Raw genomic sequence first — 4,691 nt, 5'->3', positions numbered from 1 at the left:
AGCGTTTTTCCCTTACGTCGTTTTTTTGCAAACCGTTCCCATCGTCGCGATTGCACCGCTATTGATCACGTGGAGCGGTTACCAATTTCGTACCGTCGTGATCGTGACGGTCATCGTGTGTTTGTTTCCCATCGTCAATAGTGTCACCGAGGGATTGTTGGCGATCCAAACCGATTTGAACGATATGTTCCGACTCTATGGGGCTTCGCGAACGCAGCGGTTGTTGAAACTGCAATTGCCAACGGCGATTCCCTATTTGATGCTTGGCATGAAAACCAGTAGCGGGCTTGCGGTGATTGGAGCCATTGTTGCCGAGTTTTTTGTTGGCAATGGATCGAACTACGATGGGCTGGGAACGCTGATGACCGGTTGGCAAGGTTTTCAGCGAACCGACGCGCTGATCGCCGCGATTTTTGCATCGACGGTTTTAGGATTGTTGCTGTTCGCAGTCGTCAACCTGCTCGCCGCGACCGTGTTTCATCGCTGGACATCGGGCGATCGCAAAAGGTAAGGAGTTCAGGTCTCTCTGCTTTCATTGTGACCTCGCTTCGCTTACGCTTGGGGACCGAGCGAATGTAAAATCGAAGCATCACGACGAGGGACAAAAATGCGAATCGGAGTGCCCAAGGAAACTTGGCCGGGTGAATTGCGAACCGCGTTGGTGCCCGCCAATGCAAAGAAGCTGATCGGCAGCGGATTTGAAATCGTGGCCGAATCCGGGCTCGGGCTCGGTTCCGGTTTCAGCGACGAAGCCTACATCGACGCGGGCGTCACGTTGCATCCCGATCGGCATTCCATCTTGGCCGATTCCGATCTGGTTTTGCGAGTACGCAAGCCTGATGCGAGTGAGGTTAGCGGTCTGCGGCGGGGCGGGATCCATATCAGTTTCCTCGATCCGTTTAATGAACAAGCGTTGGTCGATTCGCTGGCCACGCACGGGGTGACCGCGATCTCGATGGAGATGATTCCGCGGAGCACACGGGCTCAGAAAATGGACGCGCTCTCGTCCCAAGCCAACTTGGCGGGCTACGTCACTGTGATCCAAGCGGCGTATCACAGCGTCAAGGCGTTCCCGATGATGATGACGCCCTCGGGAACCATCCGTCCCTGCCGCGTCTTCGTAATCGGTGTAGGGGTCGCGGGGCTGCAAGCAATCGCGACAGCAAAACGGCTCGGGGCTCGCGTCGAGGCCTTTGACACTCGGCCGGTGACCGCAGAACAAGTTCGTTCGTTGGGGGCAAAGTTTGTCGAGATTGATTTGGGCGAGGTCGGGCAAACTGAACAAGGCTACGCCAAGGCACTGACCGACGAACAGATTGCCTTGCAAAAAGAGGGGCAAAAGAAAGTCATCGCAGAATCCGATGTCGTCATCACGACGGCACAGTTGTTTGGCCGACGCGCCCCGGTCATCGTGACTCGCGATATGCTCGAAGCGATGCAGCCCGGCAGTGTGGTGGTCGATATGGCAGTCGAGTCGGGCGGCAACGTCGAAGGCTCGGTGCTCAACCAGATCACTGATGTCGGTGGGGTGAAGGTGATCGGACAAGGCAACCTGCCATCGCAGGTCAGCCGCAACGCCAGCGAAATGTACTCCAATAATCTGCTGAATTTGATCGAAGAGTTTTGGGATAGCGAGACCAAGCAGTTGGTGCTCGACCCCGACGACGAAATTATCCAAGCGGCGGTCATTACCCGCGAGGGTGAAATTGTTAACGAAACCATCCGAAACCTGAATGCGTAAGCGAGAACAATCATGGGAATGGAAGCGGTCTATCTCGGCTTCGTTTTAATGCTGTCGATTTTCTTGGGCTTTGAATTGATTTCCAAAGTGCCCGCGACGTTGCACACACCGTTGATGTCCGGGGCGAATGCGATCTCGGGGATCACCGTGGTCGGCGCGATTACCTCGGCCGGCGCCGGGATGAGTGATTGGGCCACCGCACTCGGCGCGATCGCCGTCTTTTTTGCGATGGTCAACGTCGTTGGCGGTTACATGGTGACCGACCGCATGCTCGGTATGTTCAAGAAAAAAGAATCTCCCGTCAAAGACCAAGTTTGAAAAAAGGCGATCCATGAGTGCGGAACTAATCGGCGCTGTTTACATCTTCGCCGCAGTTTTATTTATCTACGGTTTGAAATTGCTTAGCTCTCCCGCTACTGCGGTGCGAGGCAATCTGATTTCTTCGCTGGCCATGCTGGCCGCAGTCTTGGTCACGCTGGCGTCTATCGAGATCATCGATTATCGCTGGATTGCCATCGCGGCGATTGCTGGGACGCTCGTTGGTGCGGTTGCCGCGCGACGCGTTGCGATGACTGGGATGCCCGAAATGGTGGCGTTGTTTAACGGTTCGGGCGGGATCGCAAGCTTGTTGGTCGGATGGGCGGCGCTTTACATGAGCGACAGCCCTCACATTTCAACGGTGGTTGCTACCCCTGATGCGCCCGCAGTGTCAGCGTTCACGATGATCACCATTCTGATCTCGATCCTGATCGGCGGCGTCACGTTCTCAGGCAGTTTGGTGGCCTGGGGGAAATTGTCGGAAACGATCAGCAGTGCGGCGATGTCGCTGCCGGGCCAGCGGTTCCTCAGTCTGTTTAATGTGTTTGCCCTGCTTGCCTGCAGTGTGCTGATTTTTTTCCAACCCGCTTGGACGCTGCCGTTGATTATCGCGGTGATCGTGTTGTCGTTGATCTTGGGCGTGATGGCTGTGATGCCGATCGGCGGTGCCGACATGCCGGTCGTGATCTCGCTGCTAAATAGTTACTCAGGGCTCGCGGCGTGTGCTGCGGGACTTGCAATTGATAATTCGATTTTGATTGTGGCTGGTTCGCTGGTCGGAGCCGCAGGCATCATTTTGACGAACATCATGTGCAAGGCGATGAATCGTTCGCTTAGCAATGTACTTTTCTCTGGCTTTGCCGCGACCACGCAAGCGACGAAGGTCGAAGGCGAGGTCAAGCCGATTTCTGCCGATGACGCCTACCTGATCCTCGAAGCCGCATCGTCGGTCGTGATGGTTCCAGGCTACGGCATGGCGGTCGCCCAAGCTCAACACGTGGTGCGTGAATTGGGCGACATGCTCGAAGCCAATGGAGCCGAGGTCAGCTACGCGATCCATCCCGTGGCCGGCCGCATGCCCGGACATATGAACGTCTTGTTAGCCGAAGCCAGTGTGCCGTACGACCAATTGGTCGAAATGGAAGACATCAACCGGCGGATCGAAAACGTCGATGTCGCGGTCGTGATCGGAGCGAATGACGTCGTTAATCCGGCCGCTCGCGAGGACGAGAACAGTCCGATTTATGGGATGCCGATTATCAATGTCGATTATGCACGCACCGTGTTTGTGCTGAAGCGTTCGATGGCTTCCGGGTTTTCCGGAGTCGATAATCCGCTGTTCTTTGGCCAAAACACGCGGATGCTCTTCGGTGATGCGAAACAGTCCCTGTCCGCCGTGATTGCACAGTTCAAAAACTGAGCTTATCGTGGGATGATCTGATGCAATGTTAGTAATTGATGTAGTGGATCTTGCTAAAGATCCTTCACGAGGGAACTTTAGCAAGATCCACTACTGGGGAGGACTGCGTCACTACCTGGTTTATCAACCTCCGATCCGCACGAAGAAAATTGTCATGATCTCGAGCCACCCGTCCACGATGCTGCGGTCTGTATTCATCCTCATTGGCTGTGTCATGATCAGCGGATGTGAATTCTCGGATTCATCGACAAATCCGGCGCCACCGCCGATTGTTGGTGGCGATGCATTGAGATCCGTGGCGGTTCAACTGAATTGGTTTCCCGAATCTGAGCATGGTGGTTTGTATCAAGCCGCCGCCGATGGAACGTTCCAAGAACACGGATTGGATGTAGAGATCCGGCCTGGCGGGCGGCAAAGCCCCGTGGCTCCGGAATTGGTATTGGGACGCGTTCAGTTCGCGATGGCCAACGCCGACGATGTGGTTTTATTTCGTAATCAAGGGGCGGACATCGTGGCGGTGTTAGCGACGATGCAGAATCATCCTCGCTGTATCTTGGTTCGCGAAGACAGTGGCGTGACGAAGTTCGAGGATCTCGCTGGCAAAACGCTGCAGCGGCAAGGGGGCCGAGCATTTCTTGAATTCATGCGTTCCAAAGGATTGCTGGATCAAGTCAAAGAGGTTCCCTATCACGGCAGCGTTTCGTCGCTAGTGACGGACAAGGATGTCGCGATCCAGGCGTACTCGTTCGCGGAACCTTTGCTGGCGGAACAACAAGGGGTCAAAGTTCGCAAGTTGATGCTCAGCGATATCGGCTGGAACCCGTACTCAAGTGTTTTAATCACCACCGGTGATATGGTTCGCAAGCAACCCGAGTTGGTTCAGGATTTTGTCGATGCCACGCGTGAAGGTTGGCAGCACTACTTGGACGATCCCGCATTAGGCAACGAGGCCATTTTGAAAGCGAACCAGCACGGCATGACGATCGAAGCGTTGCAATTTGGGCATCAAGAACTCAAAACGCTCGCCTTGCCCGACGACATGCCGGCGGAATCACTTGGCGAAATGACGGAATCGCGTTGGCAGACGTTGGTCTCTCAGATGGTCCAACTCGGTCTAGTCGATGGCGACAAAGTCCACGCCACCGACTGCTTCGCCCCCCAGTTTACCAAAAAGGTGTCGTTTACCAAAAAGGTGTCGGACACCTTTTTGGT

General features: G+C 55.0%; 5 protein-coding genes. All 5 read left to right on the top strand.

Annotation, left to right across the window (positions count from 1 at the left end):
• Window positions 1–511, top strand: a 511-nt coding sequence (locus ABX962_RS30695; protein ID WP_372725285.1) for an ABC transporter permease, incomplete at its 5' end; no start/stop codon positions are given.
• Between the two features lie 96 nt (window positions 512–607).
• Window positions 608–1,741, top strand: coding sequence for an NAD(P) transhydrogenase subunit alpha (locus ABX962_RS30690; protein WP_372725284.1), 1,134 nt, complete (start codon window positions 608–610; stop codon window positions 1,739–1,741).
• Window positions 1,742–1,759: 18 nt separating this feature from the next.
• Window positions 1,760–2,059 (top strand): NAD(P) transhydrogenase subunit alpha, encoded by a 300-nt coding sequence (locus ABX962_RS30685; protein ID WP_372725287.1) that lies wholly within the window; start codon window positions 1,760–1,762, stop codon window positions 2,057–2,059.
• Between the two features lie 13 nt (window positions 2,060–2,072).
• Complete coding sequence (locus ABX962_RS30680; protein WP_372725282.1) at window positions 2,073–3,479, top strand: NAD(P)(+) transhydrogenase (Re/Si-specific) subunit beta; 1,407 nt, start codon at window positions 2,073–2,075, stop codon at window positions 3,477–3,479.
• Between the two features lie 25 nt (window positions 3,480–3,504).
• Window positions 3,505–4,691: ABC transporter substrate-binding protein (locus tag ABX962_RS30675; protein ID WP_372725280.1), on the top strand; the 1,187-nt coding region annotated here is incomplete at its 3' end.

It is taken from the genome of Novipirellula sp., from assembly GCF_041583735.1.
GTDB lineage: Bacteria > Planctomycetota > Planctomycetia > Pirellulales > Pirellulaceae > Novipirellula.
The sequence above is the reverse complement of the archived record's forward strand: the minus strand, read 5'-3'. Positions and strand labels throughout refer to the sequence as shown.

Coding starts and splice junctions, on each gene's coding strand:
- ABX962_RS30685 (WP_372725287.1), top strand. CDS start 1,760: ATGGAAGCGGTCTATCTCGGCTTCGTTTTAATGCTGTCGATTTTCTTG.
- ABX962_RS30690 (WP_372725284.1), top strand. CDS start 608: ATGCGAATCGGAGTGCCCAAGGAAACTTGGCCGGGTGAATTGCGAACC.
- ABX962_RS30680 (WP_372725282.1), top strand. CDS start 2,073: ATGAGTGCGGAACTAATCGGCGCTGTTTACATCTTCGCCGCAGTTTTA.